Below are 24,271 nucleotides of genomic sequence, written 5' to 3'. Positions count from 1 at the left end.
TAGTCTAAAAACTAGTATTAAGACTATCACTTAAATAAGTGATACTGGTTGTCTGGAGATTCAGGGGGCCAGTCTGGATGGCTGGCCGCTGTATGAATCACGCCTGAAGGGAAAGCTGCACGTTATCAGCAAGCGTTACACTCAGCGCATTGAGCGACATAATCTGAATCTGAGACAACATCTGGCAAGGCTGGGACGGAAGTCACTGTCGTTCTCAAAATCGGTGGAGCTGCATGACAAGGTCATCGGGCATTATCTGAACATAAAACACTATCAGTAAGTTGGAGTCATTACCGCATGACAGCCTATACATTCCGCAGCTTCAGCAGCGATAAACGTATTCATTTGCATCCCTTTCATTTAATGAGTTATGTCTTCTCAAATTTCGCGATGCAATAAACGGGCATATATTAGGTAGCATGACCGTTTTAATTATAATTTTGCGACTGAGTTCAAATTATTGCCCCTCAATCTATGCCGCTTTCATTATTTCAACATTGCCGATCAAAAGAGCGCTATCCAGATAAAAACGATTAAATGCGAGAGTGCGACATGCCAGAATGATTAATGAAATATCAATATGAGAAAATTACAGATAATTCCATTGTCAGTTTCTCTTGTCATTTTCGTGGTTTAAGCACGATTATGTGATTGCCTCCGCAATTCCTGTCTCTAACTCCCCTTCCTCGCAAAAACTGGCACTCCACGAGCATGTGTTTAGACAGTTTCATTAACGTAAACGGTTGCTTTTTATTCTGGCGGGCGAAAGGAGAAACACTGATGAGCGCCATAGATTCCCAACTTCCCTCATCTTCTGGGCAAGACCGCCCAACTGATGAGGTTGACCGCATATTATCACCAGGAAAGCTGATCATACTCGGTCTGCAACACGTCCTTGTCATGTACGCAGGTGCAGTCGCTGTTCCTCTTATGATTGGTGACCGACTGGGCCTCTCAAAAGATGCTATTGCGATGCTCATTAGCTCGGATCTCTTTTGCTGCGGGATCGTCACATTATTGCAATGTATCGGTATCGGCCGCTTTATGGGGATCCGCCTGCCGGTGATTATGTCGGTGACCTTTGCTGCTGTAACACCAATGATAGCCATTGGGATGAACCCGGATATCGGCCTGCTGGGGATATTTGGTGCCACTATCGCCGCGGGTTTTATCACCACATTATTAGCGCCACTTATTGGTCGCTTGATGCCTTTATTCCCGCCACTGGTTACCGGTGTGGTTATTACTTCTATTGGGCTTAGCATCATTCAGGTGGGTATTGACTGGGCCGCTGGAGGTAAAGGGAATCCGCAATATGGTAATCCCGTTTATTTAGGTATCTCCTTTGCCGTCTTAATTTTTATCTTGCTCATTACTCGCTATGCGAAAGGATTTATGTCCAACGTCGCCGTATTACTGGGGATTGTATTTGGCTTTTTACTTTCGTGGATGATGAATGAAGTCAATTTATCCGGGCTACATGATGCCTCGTGGTTTGCGATTGTCACCCCGATGTCGTTTGGTATGCCGATTTTCGATCCCGTTTCCATTCTGACCATGACTGCCGTGTTAATCATCGTGTTTATCGAGTCGATGGGGATGTTCCTGGCACTGGGTGAAATAGTCGGTCGTAAACTCTCTTCACACGATATTATTTGCGGGCTGCGTGTCGATGGCGTAGGGACAATGATAGGCGGCACGTTTAACAGCTTCCCCCACACGTCATTTTCTCAAAACGTTGGCCTGGTTAGCGTGATGCGCGTTCATAGCCGCTGGGTGTGTATTTCTTCGGGAATTATATTAATCCTGTTTGGCATGGTGCCAAAAATGGCGGTGCTGGTAGCCTCCATTCCGCAATTTGTGCTGGGCGGCGCTGGTCTAGTGATGTTCGGCATGGTACTGGCGACAGGGATTCGAATTCTGTCGCGCTGTAACTACACCACCAACCGTTACAACCTCTATATTGTGGCGATCAGTCTCGGCGTTGGCATGACTCCGACGCTCTCTCACGATTTCTTTTCTAAGTTACCGGCCGTACTGCAACCGCTGCTACATAGCGGCATTATGCTCGCAACCCTTAGCGCCGTTGTGCTGAACGTCTTCTTTAATGGCTATCAGCATCATGCTGACCTGGTGAAGGAATCCGTCTCTGATAAAGATTTAGAAGTCAGGACAGTACGTATGTGGCTTCTGATGCGCAAGCTGAAGAAAAATGAGCATGGAGAATAATATGAATTTTTTAATGCGCGCTATATTCAGTCTGTTGTTGCTTTTTACTCTCTCTATTCCTGTCATTTCTGACTGTGTTGCAATGGCCATTGAAAGTCGCTTCAAATATATGATGCTACTTTTTTAAATGGTTTTTACCTGTCGGCATCCGCTCAAAACGGGCGGTTGTCGATAAACGCTCTCTTGGTTAATCATTTCACTCTTCAATTATCTATAATGATGAGTGATCAGAATTACATGTGAGAAATTATGCAAACGGAACACGTCATTTTATTGAATGCACAGGGAGTTCCCACGGGTACGCTGGAAAAGTATGCCGCACACACGGCAGACACCCTCTTACATCTCGCGTTCTCCAGTTGGCTGTTTAATGCCAAGGGGCAATTATTAGTTACCCGCCGCGCACTGAGCAAAAAAGCGTGGCCTGGCGTGTGGACTAACTCGGTTTGTGGGCACCCACAACTGGGAGAAAGCAGCGAAGACGCGGTGATCCGCCGTTGCCGTTATGAGCTTGGCGTGGAAATTACGCCTCCTGAATCTATCTATCCTGACTTTCGCTACCGCGCCACCGATCCGAGAGGCATTGTGGAAAATGAAGTGTGTCCGGTATTTGCCGCACGCACCACCAGTGCGTTACAGATCAACGATGATGAAGTGATGGATTATCAATGGTGTGATTTAGCTGATGTATTACGCGGTATTGATGCCACGCCGTGGGCGTTCAGTCCGTGGATGGTGATGCAGGCGACAAATCGCGAAGCCAGAATACGATTATCTGCATTTACCCAGCTTAAATAAAAAACCCCGACATTTGCCGGGGTTGTGAGCATAACGTAATGCTTATTTCACCGGACGCATCGCCGGGAACAGAATAACGTCGCGGATGGTATGGCTGTTGGTGAACAGCATTACCATACGGTCGATGCCAATCCCCAGACCTGCTGTCGGCGGTAAGCCATGTTCCAGTGCGGTAACGTAATCTTCATCGTAGAACATCGCTTCGTCGTCACCTGCGTCTTTCGCGGCAACCTGATCCAGGAAGCGTTGCGCCTGATCTTCCGCGTCATTCAGCTCGCTAAAGCCGTTACCGATTTCACGACCACCGATGAAGAACTCAAAGCGGTCTGTGATTTCCGGGTTAATGTCGTTACGACGCGCCAGCGGAGAAACTTCTGCCGGATATTCAGTAATGAAGGTCGGCTGAATCAGATGTGCTTCTGCCACTTCTTCGAAGATCTCGGTAACGATACGGCCCAGACCCCAGCTCTTCTCAACGTGGATACCGATAGATTCAGCAATCGCTTTCGCAGAGTCGAAGTTATCCAGATCCGCCATGTCGGTTTCCGGGCGATATTTCTTGATCGCTTCACGCATGGTCAGTTTTTCGAACGGTTTACCGAAGTCCAGCGTCACGTCGCCGTAGGTCACTTCCGTCTTACCGAGAATATCCTGTGCCAGAGTACGGAACAGCGATTCGGTCAGCTCGATCAGATCTTTGTAATCTGCGTAAGCCATGTAGAGTTCCATCATGGTGAACTCTGGGTTATGACGTACGGAAATACCTTCGTTACGGAAGTTACGGTTGATTTCGAATACACGCTCGAAGCCACCGACCACCAGACGCTTGAGGTACAGTTCCGGCGCGATACGCAGGTACATGTCGAGATCCAGCGCGTTATGGTGGGTGATAAACGGACGCGCAGCGGCACCGCCTGGGATCACCTGCATCATCGGCGTTTCAACTTCCATAAAGCCGCGGTTCACCATGAACTGGCGAATACCAGAGAGGATCTGCGAGCGTACTTTAAAGGTGTTACGGGATTCATCGTTAGAGATGAGATCCAGATAACGCTGACGATAGCGCGCTTCCTGATCCTGCAAGCCGTGGAATTTATCCGGCAGCGGACGCAGTGCTTTGGTCAGCAGACGCAGCTCGGTACAGTGGATAGACAGTTCGCCGGTTTTGGTTTTGAACAGTTTACCTTTCGCGCCGAGGATGTCGCCGAGGTCCCATTTTTTGAACTGCTCGTTGTAAACGCCTTCCGGCAGATCGTCACGGGCAACGTACAGCTGAATGCGGCCACCCACATCCTGCAGGGTAACGAAAGACGCTTTACCCATAATACGGCGGGTCATCATGCGGCCAGCAACGGCGACTTCGATGTTCAGCGCTTCCAGTTCTTCGTTCTCTTTACCGTCGAATTCTGCGTGCAATTGGTCAGAGGTATGATCGCGACGGAAATCGTTCGGGAAGGCAATTCCCTGCTCACGCAGGTTCGCCAGCTTCTCACGACGCGTTTTCAGTTCATTGTTAAGATCGACTACCGCGTCAGCGCCCTGTGCGTGTTGTTCAGACATGTTGGTTCCTCATAACCCTGCTTTCAAACTTGCTTCGATAAATTGATCCAGGCTGCCGTCCAGCACGGCCTGCGTGTTGCGGGTTTCTACCCCGGTGCGCAGATCTTTAATGCGGGAGTCATCAAGGACATAAGAACGAATCTGGCTGCCCCAGCCGATGTCAGATTTGTTATCTTCCATCGCCTGTTTCTCGGCATTTTTCTTCTGCATCTCCAGTTCATAAAGCTTCGCTTTCATCTGCTTCATGGCCTGATCTTTGTTCTTGTGCTGGGAACGGTCGTTCTGGCACTGGGTCACGATCCCGGTCGGGATGTGGGTAATACGCACCGCAGATTCGGTACGGTTAACGTGCTGACCGCCCGCGCCGGACGCGCGATAAACGTCAATGCGCAGATCCGCCGGGTTGATTTCGATATCAATATCATCATCAACTTCCGGATAAACAAACGCAGAGCTGAACGACGTGTGGCGACGACCGCCGGAGTCAAACGGGCTTTTACGCACCAGGCGGTGAACGCCAGTTTCTGTACGCAGCCAGCCGTAAGCGTAATCGCCGGAGATTTTGATCGTCACGGATTTAATACCCGCCACTTCACCTTCCGACTCTTCGATGATTTCAGTTTTGAAACCACGCGATTCTGCCCAGCGCAGATACATACGCTCAAGCATGCTCGCCCAGTCCTGTGCTTCCGTACCGCCAGACCCCGCCTGAATATCGAGGTAACAGTCGGCGCTGTCATATTCGCCAGAGAACATACGGCGGAACTCAAGCTGCGCCAGTTTTTCTTCCAGGGCGTCGAGTTCAGCAACGGCTTCGTTAAAGGTTTCTTCGTCGTCAGCTTCTACAGCCAGTTCCAGCAGACCAGAAACATCTTCCAGCCCCTGTTTCATTTGGTCGAGGGTGTCGACAACGGCTTCGAGGGAGGAACGCTCTTTACCCAGCGCCTGTGCGCGTTCGGGTTCGTTCCAGACATCCGGCTGTTCCAGCTCGGCGTTTACTTCTTCCAGACGCTCTTTCTTGGCGTCGTAGTCAAAGATACCCCCTAAGAACGTCGGAGCGTTCCGTGAGGTCCTGAATGCGATTATTTACCGGATTAATTTCAAACATGGTCTGATTTCTTTTATTGAGCTAGTCAAAATGCGGTGATAAGAGCGGGATTGTACCCAATCCACGCTCTTTTTTATAGAGAAGATGACGCTAAATTGGCCAGATATTGTCGATGATAATTTGCAGGCTGCGGTTGCCGCGAAACTCGTTGATATCGAGCTTATAAGCCAGTTGCACTTCGCGCACGCCGTTATCCGGCCAGAGAGCGGTATCGACATTAAAAGCAATACCATCCAGCAGTGGACCGCCGCCGACCGGTTCGACCATCACCTTCAAATGACGTTCGCCCACCAGCCGCTGTTGCAGCAGACGGAAATGACCGTCAAACAGCGGCTCCGGGAACATCTGCCCCCACGGGCCAGCATCGCGCAGCAGCTGCGCCACTTCCATGGTCATTTCGGCCGGGCTTAACGGACCGTCTGACACCACTTCGCCTTGCAATAGCGAAGGGGCCAGCCACTCAGTAACCAGTTCGCCAAACCGTTGTTGAAAGAGTTCGAATTTATCCTCTTCCAGCGACAAACCCGCCGCCATCGCATGACCGCCAAACTTGAGCATCATGCCGGGGTAGAGTGTGTCTAATCGCTCCAGCGCATCACGCATATGCAGCCCCTGAATGGAGCGACCGGAACCTTTCAGCGTACCGTCACCTGCTGGCGCAAAGGCGATAACCGGACGGTGAAAACGCTCTTTGATACGCGAAGCCAGAATACCGACAACGCCCTGATGCCATTCGGGGTGATACATTGCCAGCCCGCCGGGTAGCGTGTCACGGCTGCGCTCCAGTTTCTCGCACAGGGTCAGGGCTTCAACCTGCATTCCTTGTTCGATCTCTTTTCGCGTCTGGTTTAGCGCATCGAGTTCATTTGCCAGCACGCGCGCTTCGCCGATGTTGTCGCACAGCAACAGCGCCACACCAACGGACATATCATCCAGTCGCCCGGCAGCATTGAGACGCGGTCCCAGCGCAAAACCTAAATCGCTGGCGGCTAGTTTTTGTGCATCGCGATTTGCCACTTCCAGCAGCGCTTTAATCCCTGGACGGCACTTTCCGGCACGGATGCGACTCATCCCCTGCCAGGTCAGAATGCGATTATTAGCGTCCAGCGGCACGACGTCCGCTACTGTCCCCAGTGCTACCAGATCCAGCAGTTCTGCCAGGTTAGGAATTGCGATGCCGCGCTCATCAAACCAGCCCTGATCGCGCAAAAAGGTGCGCAGCGCCAGCATCAGATAAAACGCCACACCCACGCCTGCCAGTGATTTCGACGGGAAATTACAGTCGCGCAAGTTAGGGTTAATGATCGCTTCCGCTGCGGGTAATGTGTCGCCCGGCAAATGGTGATCGGTAACAATAACCGGGATGCCCAACGAGCGAGCGTGCTCAACTCCCGCATGGGAGGAAATACCGTTATCCACCGTGACAATTAACTGCGCGCCACGGGCATGGGCCTGATCGACCACTTCCGGGCTTAAGCCGTAACCGTCTTCGAAACGGTTTGGTACCAGGTAGTCGATATTGCTGCAACCAAGCGAGCGCATCGCCAGCACGCTTAGAGCCGTGCTGGTCGCGCCGTCGGCGTCGAAATCACCGACCACAATAATCCGCGTTCCTTCGCGAAAAGCGTTGTAAAGGATCTCAACGGCCTTTTCGACACCGCTTAGTTGCTGCCAGGGCAACATACCTTTAACACTGCGTTCCAGTTCTTGCGCACTGCGTACTCCCCGGCTGGCGTATAAACGGCGCAGCAAGGGAGGCAATTCAGCGGGCAAGTCTGCCGTTTCATCGACTTCACGGCGACGAAGTTGTATCTGTTGTTTCACGCGAATTATTTACCGCTGGTCATTTTTTGGTGTTCGTCGAGGAATTCTTTCATGTCTTTCGGCGGCTGGTAACCCGGAACAAGTGTGCCATTGCTCAGCACAACTGCCGGAGTACCGCTAACGCCAAGCTGGACGCCAAGTGCGTAATGGTCGGCAATATCCACGTCGCAGCTGGCTGGTGCGACGCTTTTACCTGCCATCACATCATCAAACGCTTTGTTTTTATCTTTCGCACACCAGATAGCTTTCATTTCTTTCTCTGCATCGCTGTCCAGCCCCTGGCGCGGGAAAGCAAGATAACGCACGGTGATCCCCAGCGCGTTATAGTCTGCCATTTGCTCATGCAGTTTGTGGCAGTAACCACAGGTAATATCAGTAAACACGGTGATGACGTGTTTTTCCTGCGGCGCTTTATAAACGATCATCTCTTTTTCAAGCGCATTCAACTGCTTTAACAGCATCTTATTGGTGACATTGACCGGAGCCGTGCCACTAACGTCATACATTGGCCCCTGAATGATATGTTTACCATCATCGGTGATGTACAACACACCGCTGTTAGTCAGAACTGTCTTCATGCCAGCTACGGGCGCGGGCTGAATATCGCTGCTTTTGATGCCCATTTTGGCTAACGTTTGTTGAATTGCCGCGTCATCAGCCTGAGCAAAGCCTGAAAACGCCGCTAACAAAGTAAACAACATAAAACCTTTCTTCATAAATCTTCCCGTTCTTTTCAGACATCACGCCCGCGGGTGATGCTGTTGATGAAGTTGCCGCAGACGCTCGGTAGCGACATGCGTATAAATTTGCGTGGTGGAAAGATCGCTGTGGCCCAGTAGCATCTGCACCACGCGTAAATCCGCACCATGATTTAATAAATGAGTGGCAAAAGCGTGACGCAACACATGCGGTGACAGCTTTTCGCTGTCGATACCCGCCAGCACGGCATAATGTTTAATGCGGTGCCAGAAGGTCTGTCGCGTCATCTGCTGCGCACGCTGGCTGGGAAACAACACGTCAATTGACACACCATTCAGCAGCCACGGACGCCCATGTTCCAGATAGGTTTCCAGCCAGTAAACCGCCTCTTCCCCTAACGGCACCAGGCGCTCTTTGTTGCCTTTACCAATGACCCGCACTACGCCCTGACGCAGGCTGATATCACTCATTGTCAGCCCGACCAGTTCAGAGACACGCAGCCCGGTAGCATACAACACTTCAAGCATGGCTTTATCGCGTAGCTCCAGTGGCTGATCAATTAATGGCGCCTGTAATAAACGTTCGACCTGCGCTTCGCTTAAATCTTTTGGCAAACGCTGGGGCAATTTCGGTGAAGCGAGATGCGCACTGGGATCGTCTTCACGAAACTTTTCGCGATAAAGATACTGGAACAATCGGCGCACTGCACTCAGCAAACGCGCTGAGCTGGTGGCTTTATACCCGCCCTCCAGCCGTTCTGCCAGTAATGCCTGCAAATCGTCACTTTGCGCCGTCGCCAGCGTCAACCCGCGGTGATGCAACCACTCCACCATCATTGACAGATCGCGACGGTAAGCGTTCAACGTATTTTCAGCCAGATTTTTTTCCAGCCACAGAGCATCAAGAAACTGCTCGATGCGTGCCAGCTCCTGTTTCACTTGCGCCCCTTATGGTCACTCATTTGATCCATTATGCCTTATTGTGCCGTGACTAAAGCGATTCTGATACACTAGCTGCAAAAGCCACAGCAGAATCGAGAAGCTTACGTTATGAATATGGGTCTTTTTTACGGTTCCAGCACCTGTTACACCGAAATGGCGGCAGAAAAAATCCGCGATATTATCGGCCCAGAACTGGTGACCTTACATAACCTCAAGGACGACTCCCCGAAATTAATGGAGCAGTACGATGTGCTCATTCTGGGTATCCCGACCTGGGATTTTGGTGAAATCCAGGAAGACTGGGAAGCCGTCTGGGATCAGCTCGACGACCTGAACCTTGAAGGTAAAATTATTGCGCTGTATGGGCTTGGCGATCAACTGGGATACGGCGAGTGGTTCCTCGATGCGCTCGGTATGCTGCATGACAAACTCTCGACCAAAGGCGTGAAGTTCGTCGGCTACTGGCCAACGGAAGGATATGAATTTACCAGCCCGAAACCGGTGATTGCTGACGGGCAACTGTTCGTGGGTCTGGCGCTGGATGAAACTAACCAGTATGACCTTAGCGACGAGCGTATTCAGAGCTGGTGCGAGCAAATCCTCAACGAAATGGCAGAGCATTACGCCTGATCTCACTGACGGCTTAGCGCATATGCTTTGCCGTCATCTTTATCTTTGCGTCTCTTGTTGCAACAAAATCCGCCGTAAATCCCGCCATTCGGCTTCGTCCATGCTGTCGGCTGCCAGCCATAAATGTTGCCGTTTACCGCCATCAGAACGTAAACGCAGCATCATGCCGCTCTTAATCATCCACGGTGCTTTGACGATGCTCCACTCCTGCCCTTGCCAACGCAAACGCCCGTCCATCAACAAGCGAATTTCCCCCTGGCGAGCATTAATACACCGCTGGCTGCGAACGCAATCAAATACCACCAGCGAAAGTAACACCATCCATAACGGGGTGTAACTGAGCGGCCAGGGCATGAGTAAAATAACAGCGGCAACCAGCCCATGAATCAGCAAGGAAAGCCACTGTGCGCGCCAGGAGACGCGCAAATCAGATTGCCACAGGACCACGTTCCCGGTTCCGTGTCTGGATGAGTCGGACCATTATTTCCAGTTCTGCATCGGCCGGTTTACCGTGATTCATCAGCCAGTTAAACAGGTCCGGATCGTCACATTCCAGCAGACGAATAAAGATGCGTTTTTCGTCATCGCTTAAGCTGTCGTACTCATGTTCGAAAAACGACATGATTGAAATATCGAGTTCGCGCATACCACGGCGGCATGCCCAATGAATTCGGGCTTTGTTGTTAATGTCCATCTTCTTCCTGTCTCACGAAAATCCAGTACCCGGCTATTGTAACGTGTTTTTCGACTTCTTTTACGGGAATATCAGTAAACACCATCGCGATCGCGAAATTAATTCACAACAATTCAAGGGCTTCATTTTTTTGGCAGTCGCCTCGCAGAAGGCACAGATCGCGTAGTGAAAGCACTTGCATTGCCTCATAGCTCTTTTACCATTAGTCATTAATACGCCGTTAAGCAACTCAGGACTCTATTATGGCTTTTACACCTTTTCCTCCACGTCAGCCTACGGCTTCTGCCCGTTTACCGCTGACGCTGATGACGCTTGATGACTGGGCGCTTGCCACCATTACTGGCGCGGACAGCGAAAAATATATGCAGGGTCAGGTGACAGCAGATGTCAGCCAGATGGCAGAAGATCAGCACCTGCTCGCCGCCCATTGCGACGCCAAAGGTAAAATGTGGAGCAATTTACGTCTGTTCCGCGACGGCGATGGCTTTGCATGGATTGAACGGCGCAGCGTGCGTGAACCGCAGCTGACTGAACTGAAAAAATATGCGGTATTCTCTAAAGTGACCATCGCGCCAGACGACGAGCGTGTGCTGCTTGGTGTTGCCGGTTTTCAGGCGCGCGCCGCGCTGGCAAATCTCTTTAGCGAACTGCCTTCGAAAGAAAAACAGGTAGTCAAAGAAGGCGCGACCACTTTGCTATGGTTTGAACACCCGGCAGAACGTTTCCTGATCGTAACCGATGAAGCTACTGCTAATATGCTGACCGATAAACTGCGCGGTGAAGCGGAACTGAACAATAGCCAACAGTGGCTGGCATTAAACATTGAAGCTGGTTTCCCGGTGATTGATGCCGCCAACAGCGGGCAGTTTATCCCACAGGCGACCAATCTCCAGGCGCTGGGCGGTATCAGCTTTAAGAAAGGCTGTTATACCGGACAAGAGATGGTGGCGCGAGCAAAATTCCGTGGTGCCAACAAACGCGCGCTCTGGTTGCTGGCAGGTAGTGCCAGCCGACTGCCGGAAGCTGGTGAAGACTTAGAGCTGAAAATGGGCGAGAACTGGCGTCGTACCGGTACGGTGCTGGCTGCGGTAAAACTGGAAGATGGTCAGGTCGTGGTACAGGTCGTCATGAATAACGATATGGAACCGGACAGCATCTTCCGCGTACGCGACGATGCGAATACACTGCATATCGAGCCGCTGCCGTATTCGCTCGAAGAGTAAATCTCTGTATCGCATCAGGCATTTATCGCCTGATGCGACGCTGACGCGTCTTATCATGTCTGGGATTTGATGCCTTTATCACAACAGGGACGAGGCCCGTAGATCGGATAAGGCGTTCACGCCGCATCCGGCGGTTGCGCTCCGATGCCTGATGCGACGCTGACGCGTCTTATCAGGCCTACAAAGGCATACCCATTACGCCTGCCCAATATACAAATAGATCGCCAGAAAGTGGCACACACTACCGCCGAGCACGAAGCCGTGCCAGATGGCATGGTTGTATGGAATGCGTTTGCAGACGTAGAAAATCACCCCGAGCGAATAAACCACGCCGCCTACCGCCAGTAAGGTAACGCTGCCCGCCGCGAGCTTAACTGCCATTTCATAAATTACCACCAGCGACAGCCAGCCCATCGCCAGATAAGTCACCAGAGATAAAATTTTGAATCGGTGCGCGATGGTCAGTTTGAACAGAATCCCCAGCAATGCTAGGCTCCAGATAACAATCATCAACCCGCGCGCTAACGGAGAATCCAGCCCCACCAGCAAAAACGGCGTGTAGGTTCCGGCAATCAACAGGTAAATAGCGCAATGGTCAAATTTCTTCAGCCACATTTTTGCCCGTTGATGAGGAATGGCGTGATAGAGCGTCGAAGCGAGGAACAGCAGGATCATACTGCCGCCATAGAGGCTGTAACTGGTTATCGCTGTGGCGCTGGCATTGAGATCCACCGCCTGAACCAGTAGCAACACCAGCCCAACGATACCAAACACCAGCCCAATGCCGTGACTGACGCTGTTGGCAATTTCCTCTGCCAGCGAATATCCCTGCTTAATGAGGGGCTTCTGAACCATAACTTACTCCAGAGAAACGTACACGCACATGTATACCTCTCCAGCGTAACTGAGAATAGTTCCAGTGAACACCTGTTAGCTAAAATAAATTCTGATTTGAGACTAATCTCCTAAAAATCATGAAATTAAATGCGAAATTTCAACTAACAGGCGTGAGTTCAATTTAAAGACATTTAAATTCAATCATATAAAATTGTGTCTGACCGGGATAGATGTCAGCAATGACCTTTTTCAGTTCAGGCAGGGTCATATTTTCCTGCTCTGCATGTTTTTCCGTCAGTGTATCCAGCGTTACGGTTGAGGTTGCGGTGACTTCAATCGTGCAAAAATAACCGTCATCTTCAAAACGTCCGACACGAAGCACATCACCCGTTTTGAAGTGCGATTCAGACTCGTCGCGGATGGTGATGGTTTTACGCCCAGCCAGAATGTCATCCTGGAAACGTTGAAAAAAGTGATGTCGTTTGGCTGCATGGTACTATTTCCTGTAAGAATTGACTGATCTGGAGCCTATGATAGTGAAAAAACTCACCTTACCGAAAGATTTCTTATGGGGTGGCGCCGTTGCCGCTCATCAGGTCGAAGGCGGCTGGAACAAAGGCGGCAAAGGACCGAGCATTTGTGACGTTCTGACCTGTGGCGCACACGGCGTGCCGCGCGAAATCACCAAAGAAGTCTTGCCAGGAAAATACTATCCAAACCATGAAGCCGTTGATTTTTATGGTCACTACAAGGAAGACATCAAGCTATTTGCCGAAATGGGCTTCAAATGTTTTCGGACTTCCATCGCCTGGACGCGTATTTTTCCAAAAGGTGATGAAGCTCAGCCAAACGAAGAAGGGCTGAAGTTTTACGACTCTCTGTTCGATGAACTGCTGAAATACAACATCGAACCGGTGATAACCCTCTCCCACTTTGAAATGCCGCTGCATCTGGTGCAGCAATACGGTAGCTGGACCAACCGTAAATTCGTTGATTTCTTTGTCCGTTTCGCGGAAGTGGTATTCGAACGCTACAAGCATAAAGTCAAATACTGGATGACCTTCAACGAAATAAACAACCAGCGTAACTGGCGTGCGCCGCTGTTTGGTTACTGCTGCTCCGGCGTGGTGTATACCGAGCATGACAACCCGGAAGAGACGATGTACCAGGTGCTGCATCACCAGTTTGTCGCCAGCGCCCTGGCAGTGAAAGCCGCGCGTCGCATTAACCCGGAGATGAAAGTCGGCTGTATGCTGGCGATGGTGCCGCTCTATCCCTACTCATGTAACCCGGACGATGTGATGTTCGCTCAGGAGTCGATGCGCGAACGCTACGTCTTTACCGATGTGCAGCTATGCGGCTATTACCCGTCCTATGTATTGAACGAGTGGGAACGTCGCGGATTTAATATCAAAATGGAAGACGGCGATCTCGATGTACTGCGCGAAGGCACCTGCGATTATCTTGGTTTCAGCTATTACATGACCAACGCAGTGAAGGCCGAAGGCGGCACCGGCGATGCGATCTCTGGTTTTGAAGGCAGCGTACCGAACCCGTATGTTAAAGCGTCTGACTGGGGCTGGCAGATTGATCCAGTAGGTCTGCGCTATGCCCTTTGCGAACTGTATGAGCGTTATCAGAGGCCGCTGTTTATTGTCGAAAACGGTTTTGGCGCTTACGACAAAGTGGAAGAAGATGGCAGCATCAACGACGACTACCGCATTGACTACCTGCGCGCCCATATTGAAGAGATGAAAAAAGCAGTGACTTACGATGGTGTGGATCTGATGGGCTACACACCGTGGGGCTGCATCGACTGCGTGTCATTCACTACCGGGCAGTACAGCAAACGCTACGGCTTTATCTATGTGAATAAACATGACGACGGTACTGGCGATATGTCGCGTTCACGTAAGAAGAGCTTTAACTGGTACAAAGAGGTGATTGCCAGCAACGGCGAGAAGCTTTAAGTCGATGAAGTACCGGATGCAATACTTGTTGCATCCGGTCAGACAACTTCCCTGTTTTATTTCCCGCCCGCCAAATCGATAAAACTTCCCGTGACGTAAGAGGCTTTATCACTTAGTAGCCAGACAATGGCCTGCGCGACCTCTTCTGCCTGTCCACCACGCTGCATGGGGATGTTCGACTTAACGCGATCGACGCGTCCAGGCTCGCCGCCGCTGGCGTGCATTTCGGTATAAATAAACCCTGGCCGCACGCAGTTAACGCGGATCCCCTGCGCGGCGACTTCCAGCGATAGTCCGGTGGTTAACGAATCAATCGCCCCTTTCGATGCCGCGTAATCAACATATTCCCCTGGCGAACCCAACCGTGAGGCCACCGAAGAGACATTGACGATAGCGCCGCCACTGCCACCATTTTTAAGCGCCATGCGTTTTACCGCCTCGCGGCAGCAGAGAAAATATCCCGTCACGTTGGTGGAAAGTACTCGGTTGATTCGCTCTGCGGTAAGGTTTTCAACGGTGCACTGGGTAAACAAGATCCCGGCGTTATTGACCAGCGCTGCTAGCGGTTCATCGTGCTGATCGATTGCTGTAAACATCGCAACGACCTGGTTTTCGTCGCTGATATCCGCCTGGAGCACGAATGCTTTGCCACCGGCTTGCATTATTAAGTTCATCACTTCCTGCGCCGCGTGGAGGTTTTGCTGATAATTAACCGCCACCGTATACCCTTCTTGCGCCAACAGTAATGCAGTTGCCCGCCCGATGCCGCGACTGCCACCGGTCACAAGTGCTATAGCCATTTGTTTTTCCGAGAAAAATTAATTCGTTGACGTATCTTTGAGATTGCTAACAAACTGGCTCAATCTTCAATGTTGGCACGCTTTTCCCCCTCGCCCTTTCAGGGAGAGGGTCGGGGTGAGGGTAAATATTCGCGCCAGTGCCGGCCTGTTCCCCTCACCCTAACCCTCTCCCCAAAGGGGCGAGGGGACTGTCTGAGCACTTTTGTACTTTGTCATCTGACTAAAAAGGCGCCGAAGCGCCTTTAGAAAATACTCGAATCAGTGAATTACTGGTATTCGCTAATCGGTACGCAGGAGCAGAACAGGTTACGGTCGCCGTAAACATCATCCAGACGTTTCACCGTCGGCCAGTATTTGTCTGCCACGCCTGCCGGGAATACCGCAACTTCACGGCTGTACGGATGCGCCCACTCGGCGACCAGTTCGCTCTGAATGTGCGGCGCGTTCACCAGCGGGTTATCTTCCAGCGGCCAGACACCGGCTTTCACCTGGTCAATTTCTGCGCGGATAGCCAGCATCGCGTCGATAAAGCGATCCAGTTCCACTTTGCTTTCAGATTCAGTCGGTTCAACCATCAGCGTACCCGCCACCGGGAACGACATCGTCGGCGCGTGGAAACCGTAGTCGATCAGGCGCTTGGCAATGTCCAGCTCGCTGATGCCGGTTTCTTCTTTCAGCGGGCGAATATCGAGAATACATTCGTGCGCCACGCGACCGTCGCGACCGGTATACAGCACCGGGAAGGCATCCTGCAGGCGGCTGGCAATATAGTTGGCGTTGAGGATTGCCACCTGGCTTGCTTTTTTCAGCCCTTCTGCGCCCATCATGCGGATGTACATCCAGCTGATTGGCAGGATAGAGGCGCTACCGAACGGTGCCGCAGAAACTGCGCCCTGACGGGTTAACATGCCTTCGATTTGCACCACGCTATGACCCGGTACAAACGGTGCCAGATGCGCTTTCACACCGATCGGTCCCATACCCGGACCACCACCGCCGTGCGGAATGCAGAAAGTTTTATGCAGGTTGAGGTGCGAAACGTCCGCGCCAATAAAGCCCGGCGAGGTGATGCCAACCTGGGCGTTCATGTTCGCGCCATCAAGGTAAACCTGACCGCCGAACTGATGCACGACTTCACACACTTCACGGATCGTTTCTTCATACACGCCGTGGGTAGAAGGATAAGTCACCATGATACAGGAGAGGTTATCGCCCGCCTGTTCCGCTTTCGCGCGCAGATCAGTCAGATCGATGTTGCCGTTTTTATCACACGCCACAACCACCACCTGCATTCCTGCCATATGTGCAGAAGCGGGGTTAGTTCCGTGCGCAGAAGCCGGGATCAGGCAGATATCGCGATGCCCTTCGTTGCGGCTTTCATGATAATGACGAATCGCCAGCAGGCCCGCGTATTCGCCCTGTGCGCCGGAGTTCGGCTGCATACAAACGGCGTCGTAACCGGTCAGTTTCACCAGCCAGTCAGCCAGCTGCGCAATCATCTGCTGATAACCTTCAGCCTGTTCCGGCGGGCAAAACGGGTGCAGTTCGGCAAATTCCGTCCAAGTGATTGGGATCATCTCGGCGGCGGCGTTCAGTTTCATGGTGCAGGAACCCAGCGGGATCATCGCCTGATTCAGCGCCAGATCTTTACGCTCCAGCGAGTGCATATAGCGCATCATTTCGGTTTCGCTGTGATAGCGATTAAACACCGGATGGGTGAGGATTTCGTCGTCGCGCAGCATCGCAGGCTGGATAGAGCGGCTGTCGTGAGCCACGTCTTTGTCCAGCGTGTCGATCTCCAGCCCGTGGTTATCGCCCAGCAGCACACTGAAAAGCTGCATTACGTTTTCACGCGTGGTGGTTTCATCAAGGGTGATCCCCACGGCGTTCAGGATATCGCTACGCAGGTTGATTTCAGCCGCTTCGGCACGCGTCAGTACGCCCGCTTTGTCGGCCACTTCCACACACAAGGTGTCGAAATAGTGCGCATGGCGCAGTTTCAGACCTTTTTGTTGCAGGCCCGCCGCCAGAATATCGGTCAGACGGTGAATGCGGTTAGCGATACGTTTCAGGCCAACCGGGCCGTGATAAACGGCATACAGGCTGGCGATGTTTGCCAGCAGTACCTGGGAAGTACAAATGTTGGAGTTCGCTTTCTCACGACGAATATGTTGCTCGCGAGTCTGCATCGCCATGCGCAGCGCGGTATTGCCAGCTGCATCTTTCGATACACCGATAATACGGCCCGGCATTGAGCGTTTGTATTCATCTTTCGCCGCAAAGAATGCCGCGTGTGGGCCACCGTAGCCCATCGGCACGCCGAAGCGTTGCGCCGAACCAAAAACAATATCCGCGCCCTGTTTACCCGGCGCAGTTAACAGCACCAGCGCCATAATATCGGCGGCAACGCTGACCACAATTTTGCGTGATTTCAGTTCGCTAATAAGCGCAGTGTAGTCGTGAATTTCACCGGTAGTGCCTACCTGCTGTAACAGCACGCCGAAGACGTCCTGATGGTCGAGCACTTTTTGCGCGTCATCGACAATCACTTCAAAACCAAAGGTTTCAGCACGAGTACGGACCACATCCAGCGTTTGCGGATGCACATTGGAAGCCACGAAGAAGCGGTTGGCATTTTTCAGTTTGCTGACGCGTTTCGCCATCGCCATTGCTTCGGCGGCAGCGGTGGCCTCGTCCAGAAGAGAAGCAGAGGCCATATCCAGTCCAGTCAAATCCAGCGTTACCTGCTGGAAGTTGAGCAGTGCTTCAAGGCGGCCCTGGGAGACTTCAGGCTGATACGGAGTGTACGCGGTATACCAGCCCGGATTTTCCAGCATGTTACGCAGGATAACCGGCGGTAGCTGCACGGCGGTGTAACCCATGCCGATGTAAGACGTGAAGCGTTTATTGCGACTGGCAATAGCCTTGAGTTCTGCCAGTGCGGCGTATTCGGTCGCCGGTGCGCCAACCTGCGGTGGTGTCGCAAGCTGAATATCTTTCGGCACAATCTGGCCGGTCAGCGCGTTTAACGATTGTGCACCAACGGCATTCAGCATTTCTTGCTGTTGCGCGGCGTCCGGTCCGATATGGCGTTCAATAAAAGCGCCGCTGTTTTCAAGCTGGCTTAACGTCTGTGTCATGAGCGATGGTTCCTGAAACGTGCAGTGAATTGTGAACCTCTCTCCTTACGAAGAGAGTGAGGGTGAGGCATAAATTTTCCTCACCCTGATCCTCTCCCGCAGAAGAGGAATAAAGCCGTTACTCATCTTCTAACAATGCTTCGTATGCGGTCGCATCCAGCAGTGATTCCAGTTCGCTTTCATCGCTGGCTTTGATTTTAAAGATCCAGCCGCCTGCATACGGTTCGCTGTTCACCAGTTCCGGGGAATCGCTCAGTGCGTCGTTTACCGCCACGATTTCACCGCTTACTGGCGCATAAATGTCTGACGCCGCTTTTACCGATTCGGCAACCGCGCAGTCATCGCCCGCGCTAACCGTTGCGCCCACTTCCGGCAGGTCAACAAACACCATATCGCCTAACAGCTCCTGAGCATGTTCGGTAATACCAACGGTGTAAGTGCCGTCGGCTTCTTTACGCAGCCATTCGTGTTCTTTGCTGTATTTCAGTTCTGCTGGTACGTTGCTCATCAATCAATCTCCAAAAAAGTAAATCACGCGACGGCTTTGCCGTTACGCACAAAAACAGGTTTTGTCACTTTAACCGGCATTTCACGGTTGCGAATTTGCACAATCGCCGTTTCGCCAATACCTTCCGGCACGCGCGCCAGCGCAATGCTGTAACCCAGCGTCGGGGAGAAAGTACCGCTGGTGATAATGCCTTCATGCTGGTTGCCCTGCGCATCGGTAAAGCGTACCGGCAGTTCATTACGCAGCACGCCTTTTTCGGTCATCACCAGACCAACCAGTTTTTCTGTACCATGCTCACGCTGCACTTCCAGGGCTTCACGACCGATAAAGTCACGATCTGTCGGTTCCCAGGCGATAGTCCAGCCCATGTTGGCGGCTAAAGGAGAAATAGTTTCGTCCATCTCCTGACCATAAAGATTCATGCCCGCTTCCAGACGCAGCGTGTCACGCGCCCCCAGACCGCAGGGCTTAACGCCCGCTTCCACCAGCGCACGCCAGAAATCGGCCGCTTTTTCATTGGGCAGCGCAATTTCATAGCCCGCTTCACCGGTATAACCAGTGGTGGCAATAAACAGATCGCCCACCTGCACGCCAAAGAACGGTTTCATCCCTTCCACCGCCTGACGCTGAGCATCATTAAACAGTGTGGCAGCTTTTGCCTGAGCATTCGGCCCTTGCACGGCAATCATGGAAAGGTCATCACGAACGGTAATTTCGATGCCGAAAGGTTCAGCGTGTTGGGTAATCCAGGAGAGGTCTTTTTCGCGGGTGGCGGAGTTAACAACGAGGCGGAAGAAATCTTCAGTAAAGTAGTAGACGATGAGATCATCTATCACACCGCCAGAGGCATTCAACATCCCCGAGTAAAGGGCTTTGCCGCTTTTGGTGAGCTTCGCCACATCGTTCGCCAGCAGATAACGCAGAAACTCCCGGGTGCGGCTGCCGCGGAGATCGACGATGGTCATATGCGACACATCAAACATTCCGGCATCGGTACGTACCGCATGATGTTCGTCGATTTGCGAACCGTAATGCAGCGGCATCATCCAGCCGTGGAAATCCACCATGCGAGCGCCGCAAAGCGTGTGTTGTTCGTACAAAGGAGTCTGTTGTGCCATCTTGTCCTCATTGAATAAGCGGGGCTGACAACTTTTTCATGGTGAAATTATCACCACAAAACCCAGCATCGGAGCCACTCCCGGTCCCCAACGCAATCGTTCTCTTTTGCCTGAACTTACCACCGAAACAGACTGTTAACCATAAGGTAAAATTGATCATCACATTAGCTTATGGTTAAAAAATGCAAAAATCGCGACAGAATAAAAAACCAAAAAATACACCAATTTCTATACAAAGATGATGTGATGAGAAAGTCAATTTGAATAAGACAATATTAAGAGCTAAAAAAATGTCAAAAAACACTAAATCAAAAAATCATGGTATTAGAAAATATAATGCGAAAACGGAGGTGAAATTAGTTTATTTCAAATGAGGAAAATCTCCCGGCGAAAAAACCGGGAGATGAAAGTGTGATGGGTATCAAATAAACAACAGAGGAGAAATTTTTAACGCAGCCATTCAGGCAAATCGTTTAATCCCATTGCCTGGCGGATAAGTTGCGGCTTAACGCCAGGAAGCGTGTCGGCCAGTTTCAAACCAATATCACGCAGCAGTTTTTTCGCCGGATTAGCGCCGGAAAAGAGATCGCGAAAACCCTGCATACCAGCCAGCATCAGCGCCGCGCTGTGCTTGCGGCTACGTTCATAGCGGCGCAGGTAAATGTACTGCCCGATGTCTTTACCCTGACGATGCAACCGTTTCAGTTCAGCAATCAGCTCTGCGGCGTCCATAAATCCGAGATTAACGCCCTGCCCCGCCAGTGGGTGAATGGTATGCGCGGCGTCGCCCACCAGCGCCAGACGGTGTGCGGCAAACTGGCGCGCATAACGCCCCGTCAGCGGGAACACCTGACGCGCGCTCTCAACCTTGCATAAGCCAAGGCGATTATCAAAAGCGATATTTAACGCGCGATTAAATTCGTCTTCACTTGCCTGCTGCATCCGCTGCGCTTCCTCTGGCGACAGTGACCAGACAATCGAGCAAAGATGCGGATCGCTAAGCGGTAAAAAGGCCAGAATGCCTTCGCCATGGAAAACCTGCCGCGCCACCGCATCATGCGGTTCTTCCGTGCGAATGGTCGCTACCAGCGCGTGATGCTGATAATCCCAGAAAGTCAGCGGAATATCTGCTTTGTTGCGCAACCAGGAATTAGCACCGTCCGCGCCAATCACCAGACGCGCCGTTAACATGCTGCCATCTTTCAGCGTCAGGAAGGTTTCATTTTCTCCCCAGGCGACCTGCTGTAATTCTGTGGGGGCCAACAGAGTAATATCTGACGACTGCTGCGCTTTGTTCCACAGCGCGTAGTGAATCACTGAGTTTTCAACGATGTGCCCAAGATGGCTATAGCCCATGCTTTGATCGTCAAACGAGATGTGACCAAAACTGTCTTTGTCCCACACTTCCATGCCGTGATAACAACTGGCCCTACGAGCGAGAATGTCCTGCCAGACGCCAAGACGGGTGAGTAATTTTTCGCTGGCGGCATTGATAGCCGAAACGCGCAGTTGTGGTAGTGCATCTACCGCCAGAGGTTCCGGTACGCGCTGCTCCAGTACGGCAACGCGTAAGCCGCTCCCCTGTAAGCCGCAGGCAACCGCCAGCCCCACCATGCCGCCGCCAACAATGGCTACATCAACACTTTGCATTGTTTATTCCTTAAAACCGCCTTCAACGCGCCACCCAACCGAGGGTGCGCTGCGCCAGCACATCGCGTGCCGGGGTGAATAATTCCATCGTCATCAGTCCGATGTTGCGCCCGACAACCAGCGGTGCCCAACGGTTGGCAAAAAGATGTACCAGGCTGTCCGTGACGCCGATGGTTGCTTCGCGATCGCTCTGTCGACGCTGCTGATAGCGGCACAATATGCCGTAATCACCGATGTCTTCTCCGCGCTCATGCGCCTGAGTCAGGGTTTCCGCAAGGCTCATGACATCTCGCATACCGAGGTTAAACCCTTGCCCGGCAATCGGGTGCAGAGTTTGCGCCGCATTGCCCACCAGCACAGTGCGATGGGTAATCGGTCTGGCGGCGCGGGTTAATGCCAGCGGATAAGCACTGCGTTTACCGGCGTGGGTAATTTGCCCCAGTCGCCAGCCAAAGGCAGACTGGAGTTCACGGCAAAACTTCTCGTCGCTCCACGACAGCACCTCTTCGCGCCGTTCCAGTGGATGACACCAGACCAGCGAACAGCGTCCGTCAGACATCGGCAACATCGCCAGCGGGCCATGTTGCGTGAAGCGTTCAAAAGCGCGGCCTTCGTGCGCAACAGAAGTAGCAACGTTGGCAATCACTGCCAGTTGTTCGTAAGGCTCCTGCTGCCAATCAACGCCGCACGCGGTGGCTAACGCTGAATGGGTGCCATCAGCGGCTATCAGCACGCGGCCCGTCAGCATCTCGCCGCTCTCCAGCGTCACTTCAACATGACTCTGAGTACGGGCAACGTTAGCTACGCGATCGGGGCAATGCAGCATTACGCCAGGTGCTTTTCGCAGCAATGCAAACAGCCGTTGCCCGACATTATGCAATTCGACAACCTGCCCCAGCGCCGCCAGTTGGTAATCTTCTGCGGCGAGGGTGACGAATCCAGCATGACCACGATCGCTGACATGCACGGTAGTGATGGCGGTTGCGCAATCAGCCAGAGATTGCCAGACGCCGATGCGCGCCAGTTGCTGACAGGTACCCGCCGCCAGCGCTATCGCTCGTCCATCAAAGCCCGGATGAGCATGTGACTCTGGCGCAGTCGCTTCAATCAAATGTACCGGCAGCGCCCCGTGACTTAACCGGGAAATAGCCAGCGCCAGCGTCGCGCCCGCCATGCCGCCACCGACGATGATTACGCTCATTGCTTTCTCGCAGCAGCCATCAACGCTTCGATTTCTTCCGGCTTTTTCACCACGCTGGCGGTGAGGTTTTCGTTGCCGGTTTCGGTAATCACAATGTCGTCTTCAATACGAATGCCGATACCGCGATATTGTTCTGGCACATCCGCATCCGGCGCGATATACAGACCAGGCTCTACGGTCAGTACCATCCCCGGTTCCAGAATGCGCGAGCGATCCTGACCATAAACGCCAACGTCATGGACATCCAGTCCTAACCAGTGGCTAAGGCCATGCATAAAGAAAGGACGATGGGCGTTCTGAGCGATCAGTTCATCAACATTACCTTTCAGGATGCCGAGTTTTACCAGGCCGCTAACCATGATGCGCACCACTTCACCAGTGACTTCCAGAATGGAAGTTCCCGGACGATACAGGCGCAGGCTGGTTTCGAGAGACTCCAGCACAATGTCGTAGATTTCACGCTGGGCCTGGGTGAATTTGCCGTTGACCGGGAAGGTGCGGGTAATATCGCCCGCGTAACCTTTGTATTCACAACCCGCGTCAATCAACACCAGGTCACCGTCGCGCAGTTCACTCTCGTTTTCGGTGTAGTGCAGAATGCAGCCGTTTTCACCGCTGCCTACAATGGTGTTATAGGAAGGATAGCGCGCACCGTGGCGGTTAAATTCGTGGTGAATTTCGCCTTCCAGATGGTACTCGAACATTCCCGGACGGCATTTTTCCATCGCCCGTGTATGTGCCATGGCGGTGATTTCTCCCGCGCGGCGGAGTACGGCAATCTCTTCTGGCGATTTGAACAGGCGCATTTCATGAACAACAGGACGCCAGTCGATCATCGTTGCCGGTGCGGTGAGATTTTGCCGCGAACCTTTACGCAGTTTTTCCAGCGCACTGTTCACGATTTCATCAGCATATGCATATTCGCCCTGGGCATGGTAAACCACATCCAGGCCGTTAAGTAGTTGATAAAGTTGCTGATTGATTTCGCTGAATGCCAGTGCGCGGTCAACGCCCAGTTTCTCTGGCGCGGCATCCTGGCCTAAGCGACGGCCAAACCAGATCTCCGCCGTCAGGTCGCGAACGCGGTTAAACAGAACGCTGTGGTTATGAGTGTCATCGCTTTTAATCAGCACCAGCACCGCTTCCGGTTCGTTAAAGCCGGTGAAGTACCAGAAGTCACTGTTCTGACGATAGGGGTATTCGCTGTCGGCGCTACGTGTTACTTCTGGTGCAGCAAAAATCAGCGCGGCGCTGCCGGGTTGCATTTGCTCCACCAGGGCCTGACGGCGACGCTGAAACTCTTGCCGGGATATCTCACTCATAACACTCTCCTTACGTTTT

Annotated in this window: 23 protein-coding genes and 2 pseudogenes; 8 read left to right on the top strand and 17 right to left on the bottom strand. The window is 52.2% G+C overall.

Annotation, left to right across the window (positions count from 1 at the left end; all coding sequences use genetic code 11):
- Positions 1 to 76 precede the first annotated feature (76 nt).
- From ABZJ92_RS06690 to yqfG, 3 genes and pseudogenes are all read left to right on the top strand, one after another.
- Positions 77 to 280 (top strand): annotated as a pseudogene (locus ABZJ92_RS06690) (IS1 family transposase); the annotation flags it as partial.
- A gap of 500 nt (positions 281 to 780) precedes the next feature.
- Positions 781 to 2,229, top strand: a complete 1,449-nt coding sequence (gene uacT / locus ABZJ92_RS06685) for a urate/proton symporter UacT (RefSeq protein ID WP_005105789.1) — start codon at positions 781 to 783, stop codon at positions 2,227 to 2,229.
- A 1-nt stretch (position 2,230) separates the two neighbouring features.
- Positions 2,231 to 2,356 carry a protein YqfG gene (gene yqfG, locus ABZJ92_RS06680; RefSeq protein WP_001010156.1) on the top strand — a complete coding sequence of 42 codons (126 nt, stop codon included), beginning with the start codon at positions 2,231 to 2,233 and terminating at the stop codon, positions 2,354 to 2,356.
- On the opposite strand, the gene ABZJ92_RS06675 is transcribed toward yqfG, so the two are convergent.
- Positions 2,353 to 2,424, bottom strand: coding sequence for a hypothetical protein (locus ABZJ92_RS06675; RefSeq protein WP_128567310.1), 72 nt, complete (start codon positions 2,422 to 2,424; stop codon positions 2,353 to 2,355). The genes yqfG and ABZJ92_RS06675 overlap by 4 nt on opposite strands.
- A 54-nt stretch (positions 2,425 to 2,478) precedes the next feature.
- Here ABZJ92_RS06675 and idi point away from each other — a divergent pair, with 54 nt between their 5' ends.
- Entirely contained in the window at positions 2,479 to 3,027 is a 549-nt protein-coding gene (idi, locus tag ABZJ92_RS06670) for an isopentenyl-diphosphate Delta-isomerase (RefSeq protein ID WP_001192802.1), read from the top strand.
- Positions 3,028 to 3,069: 42 nt separating this feature from the next.
- On the opposite strand, the gene lysS is transcribed toward idi, so the two are convergent.
- From lysS to xerD, 5 genes are all read right to left on the bottom strand, one after another.
- A complete protein-coding gene (lysS, locus tag ABZJ92_RS06665) occupies positions 3,070 to 4,587 on the bottom strand; it encodes a lysine--tRNA ligase (protein WP_000003068.1) in 1,518 nt (505 codons plus the stop codon).
- 9 nt (positions 4,588 to 4,596) lie between these two features.
- A protein-coding gene (gene prfB, locus ABZJ92_RS06660) for a peptide chain release factor 2 (RefSeq protein WP_001701073.1) occupies positions 4,597 to 5,695 on the bottom strand; the annotation gives its coding sequence in 2 pieces (ribosomal slippage) (positions 4,597 to 5,619 and positions 5,621 to 5,695; 1,098 coding nt in all).
- 90 nt (positions 5,696 to 5,785) lie between these two features.
- Positions 5,786 to 7,519 (bottom strand): single-stranded-DNA-specific exonuclease RecJ, encoded by a 1,734-nt coding sequence (recJ, locus tag ABZJ92_RS06655; RefSeq protein WP_000813187.1) that lies wholly within the window; start codon positions 7,517 to 7,519, stop codon positions 5,786 to 5,788.
- A 5-nt stretch (positions 7,520 to 7,524) separates the two neighbouring features.
- On the bottom strand, positions 7,525 to 8,235 hold the full coding sequence (gene dsbC / locus ABZJ92_RS06650) for a bifunctional protein-disulfide isomerase/oxidoreductase DsbC (protein ID WP_000715213.1): 711 nt from the start codon (positions 8,233 to 8,235) through the stop codon (positions 7,525 to 7,527).
- 24 nt (positions 8,236 to 8,259) lie between these two features.
- Positions 8,260 to 9,156 carry a site-specific tyrosine recombinase XerD gene (xerD, locus tag ABZJ92_RS06645; protein WP_000806987.1) on the bottom strand — a complete coding sequence of 299 codons (897 nt, stop codon included), beginning with the start codon at positions 9,154 to 9,156 and terminating at the stop codon, positions 8,260 to 8,262.
- 111 nt (positions 9,157 to 9,267) lie between these two features.
- Between xerD and fldB the strand changes: the two genes are divergently transcribed.
- Complete coding sequence (gene fldB, locus ABZJ92_RS06640; RefSeq protein WP_001055867.1) at positions 9,268 to 9,789, top strand: flavodoxin FldB; 522 nt, start codon at positions 9,268 to 9,270, stop codon at positions 9,787 to 9,789.
- A gap of 39 nt (positions 9,790 to 9,828) precedes the next feature.
- Here the strand turns inward: fldB and ABZJ92_RS06635 are convergent, their stop codons facing one another.
- Together ABZJ92_RS06635 and sdhE are read right to left on the bottom strand one after the other, a co-directional pair.
- Positions 9,829 to 10,236, bottom strand: coding sequence for a protein YgfX (locus ABZJ92_RS06635; RefSeq protein WP_000244767.1), 408 nt, complete (start codon positions 10,234 to 10,236; stop codon positions 9,829 to 9,831).
- Complete coding sequence (gene sdhE, locus ABZJ92_RS06630; RefSeq protein WP_000354052.1) at positions 10,217 to 10,483, bottom strand: FAD assembly factor SdhE; 267 nt, start codon at positions 10,481 to 10,483, stop codon at positions 10,217 to 10,219. Before sdhE ends, ABZJ92_RS06635 begins: the two co-directional genes overlap by 20 nt.
- A 242-nt stretch (positions 10,484 to 10,725) precedes the next feature.
- Between sdhE and ygfZ the strand changes: the two genes are divergently transcribed.
- Positions 10,726 to 11,706 (top strand): tRNA-modifying protein YgfZ, encoded by a 981-nt coding sequence (gene ygfZ / locus ABZJ92_RS06625; RefSeq protein ID WP_000886062.1) that lies wholly within the window; start codon positions 10,726 to 10,728, stop codon positions 11,704 to 11,706.
- A gap of 195 nt (positions 11,707 to 11,901) precedes the next feature.
- On the opposite strand, the gene trhA is transcribed toward ygfZ, so the two are convergent.
- Both trhA and yqfB read right to left on the bottom strand, forming a co-directional pair.
- A complete protein-coding gene (gene trhA, locus ABZJ92_RS06620) occupies positions 11,902 to 12,561 on the bottom strand; it encodes a PAQR family membrane homeostasis protein TrhA (RefSeq protein WP_000250274.1) in 660 nt (219 codons plus the stop codon).
- A gap of 163 nt (positions 12,562 to 12,724) precedes the next feature.
- A pseudogene (gene yqfB, locus ABZJ92_RS06615) lies at positions 12,725 to 13,035 on the bottom strand (N(4)-acetylcytidine aminohydrolase).
- Between the two features lie 44 nt (positions 13,036 to 13,079).
- Here yqfB and bglA point away from each other — a divergent pair.
- Positions 13,080 to 14,513, top strand: coding sequence for a 6-phospho-beta-glucosidase BglA (gene bglA, locus ABZJ92_RS06610; RefSeq protein ID WP_005051722.1), 1,434 nt, complete (start codon positions 13,080 to 13,082; stop codon positions 14,511 to 14,513).
- Between the two features lie 56 nt (positions 14,514 to 14,569).
- On the opposite strand, the gene ABZJ92_RS06605 is transcribed toward bglA, so the two are convergent.
- The 4 genes from ABZJ92_RS06605 to gcvT form a co-directional block, all read right to left on the bottom strand.
- A complete protein-coding gene (locus ABZJ92_RS06605; protein ID WP_000951957.1) occupies positions 14,570 to 15,313 on the bottom strand; it encodes an SDR family oxidoreductase in 744 nt (247 codons plus the stop codon).
- A 266-nt stretch (positions 15,314 to 15,579) separates the two neighbouring features.
- Positions 15,580 to 18,453 (bottom strand): aminomethyl-transferring glycine dehydrogenase, encoded by a 2,874-nt coding sequence (gene gcvP / locus ABZJ92_RS06600; protein WP_000195082.1) that lies wholly within the window; start codon positions 18,451 to 18,453, stop codon positions 15,580 to 15,582.
- Between the two features lie 118 nt (positions 18,454 to 18,571).
- On the bottom strand, positions 18,572 to 18,961 hold the full coding sequence (gene gcvH / locus ABZJ92_RS06595) for a glycine cleavage system protein GcvH (protein WP_001295377.1): 390 nt from the start codon (positions 18,959 to 18,961) through the stop codon (positions 18,572 to 18,574).
- Positions 18,962 to 18,984: 23 nt separating this feature from the next.
- Entirely contained in the window at positions 18,985 to 20,079 is a 1,095-nt protein-coding gene (gene gcvT / locus ABZJ92_RS06590; protein WP_000068718.1) for a glycine cleavage system aminomethyltransferase GcvT, read from the bottom strand.
- Between the two features lie 290 nt (positions 20,080 to 20,369).
- Here gcvT and ABZJ92_RS06585 point away from each other — a divergent pair, with 290 nt between their 5' ends.
- Positions 20,370 to 20,453, top strand: a complete 84-nt coding sequence (locus tag ABZJ92_RS06585; RefSeq protein WP_122985416.1) for a hypothetical protein — start codon at positions 20,370 to 20,372, stop codon at positions 20,451 to 20,453.
- A 73-nt stretch (positions 20,454 to 20,526) separates the two neighbouring features.
- Here the strand turns inward: ABZJ92_RS06585 and ubiI are convergent, their stop codons facing one another.
- Genes ubiI through pepP form a run of 3 tightly spaced genes read right to left on the bottom strand, consistent with a single transcriptional unit; the run spans position 20,527 to position 24,252 of the window.
- On the bottom strand, positions 20,527 to 21,729 hold the full coding sequence (gene ubiI / locus ABZJ92_RS06580; RefSeq protein WP_001192220.1) for an FAD-dependent 2-octaprenylphenol hydroxylase: 1,203 nt from the start codon (positions 21,727 to 21,729) through the stop codon (positions 20,527 to 20,529).
- Between the two features lie 22 nt (positions 21,730 to 21,751).
- Positions 21,752 to 22,930 carry a 2-octaprenyl-6-methoxyphenyl hydroxylase gene (gene ubiH / locus ABZJ92_RS06575; protein WP_000111174.1) on the bottom strand — a complete coding sequence of 393 codons (1,179 nt, stop codon included), beginning with the start codon at positions 22,928 to 22,930 and terminating at the stop codon, positions 21,752 to 21,754.
- Positions 22,927 to 24,252 carry a Xaa-Pro aminopeptidase gene (pepP, locus tag ABZJ92_RS06570; RefSeq protein WP_001290130.1) on the bottom strand — a complete coding sequence of 442 codons (1,326 nt, stop codon included), beginning with the start codon at positions 24,250 to 24,252 and terminating at the stop codon, positions 22,927 to 22,929. The genes ubiH and pepP overlap by 4 nt, the downstream gene beginning before the upstream one ends.
- Between the last annotated feature and the right edge of the window lie 19 nt (positions 24,253 to 24,271).

The organism is Shigella sp. FJ200513 (assembly GCF_040495915.1).
Classification (GTDB): Bacteria; Pseudomonadota; Gammaproteobacteria; order Enterobacterales; family Enterobacteriaceae; genus ECMA0423.
The sequence above is the reverse complement of the archived record's forward strand: the minus strand, read 5'-3'. Positions and strand labels throughout refer to the sequence as shown.